The following is a 919-nucleotide window of genomic DNA, read 5'->3' on the forward strand; positions in this document are numbered from 1 at the left end:
CTCGGGCACCGGCTCGATGTCCTCGATCATGCCGGTCATCGCGGCGAGCACGATTTCGATGGTGTCGGCAGCGTCGAAGAGCTGCTCCTTATCTTCCTGCATGTCCTTGGAATAGGTCAGCGGAAGACCCTTCATCATCGTCAGGACGGCCATCAGCGAGCCAAAGATCCGGCCGGCCTTCCCACGCACCAGTTCGGCCGCGTCCGGATTGCGCTTCTGCGGCATCATGCTCGACCCGGTCGTCCAGCGATCCGGAAGTCGCACGAAGCCGAACGGGGCAGACATCCAAAGAATGATTTCCTCCGCCAGGCGCGACAAATGCATGGCGCTGATCGAAGCGATCGCCATGAATTCAAGGAGGCTGTCGCGATCGGAGACGGAATCGAGGGAATTGCGCGTCGGCCCATCGAAGCCGAGAGCCTTGGCCGTCGCATGGCGGTCGATCGGGAACGACGTCCCGGCGAGCGCTCCGGCTCCTAAGGGAGACTCGTTGAGGCGCTTACGGGAATCGCGGATCCTGCTGCGGTCGCGGCCGAACATCTCCACATAGGCCATCAGATGATGACCGAACGTCACAGGCTGCGCGCTCTGCAAATGCGTGAAGCCCGGCATGACGGTTGCCGCATGAGGCTCGGCCTTGTCCAGCAGCGCTTTGATGAGACGTGTGATCTGCTCGTCCGTCCGGTCGTGAGCGTCGCGGACCCAAAGTCGCACGTCGACGGCGACTTGGTCGTTGCGGCTGCGGGCGGTGTGGAGGCGCGCGGCAGGCTCGCCCACGATCTCGCGCAGGCGGCTCTCGACATTCATGTGAATGTCCTCGAGTGCCTTGGAGAACGTGAAACTTCCACTCTCGATTTCGCCGAGCACTCTTTGCAGGCCGGCGTGAATGGCGTCGCGGTCGGCTTCTGCGATGATGCCC

General features: G+C 62.8%; 1 protein-coding gene. It reads right to left on the reverse strand.

Annotation, left to right across the window (positions count from 1 at the left end; all coding sequences use genetic code 11):
- Positions 1-919, reverse strand: a 919-nt coding sequence (gene argH / locus AC1DT3_RS22755; RefSeq protein ID WP_477467432.1) for an argininosuccinate lyase, incomplete at both ends; no start/stop codon positions are given.

Source organism: Microvirga sp. P4_G7, from assembly GCF_056401005.1.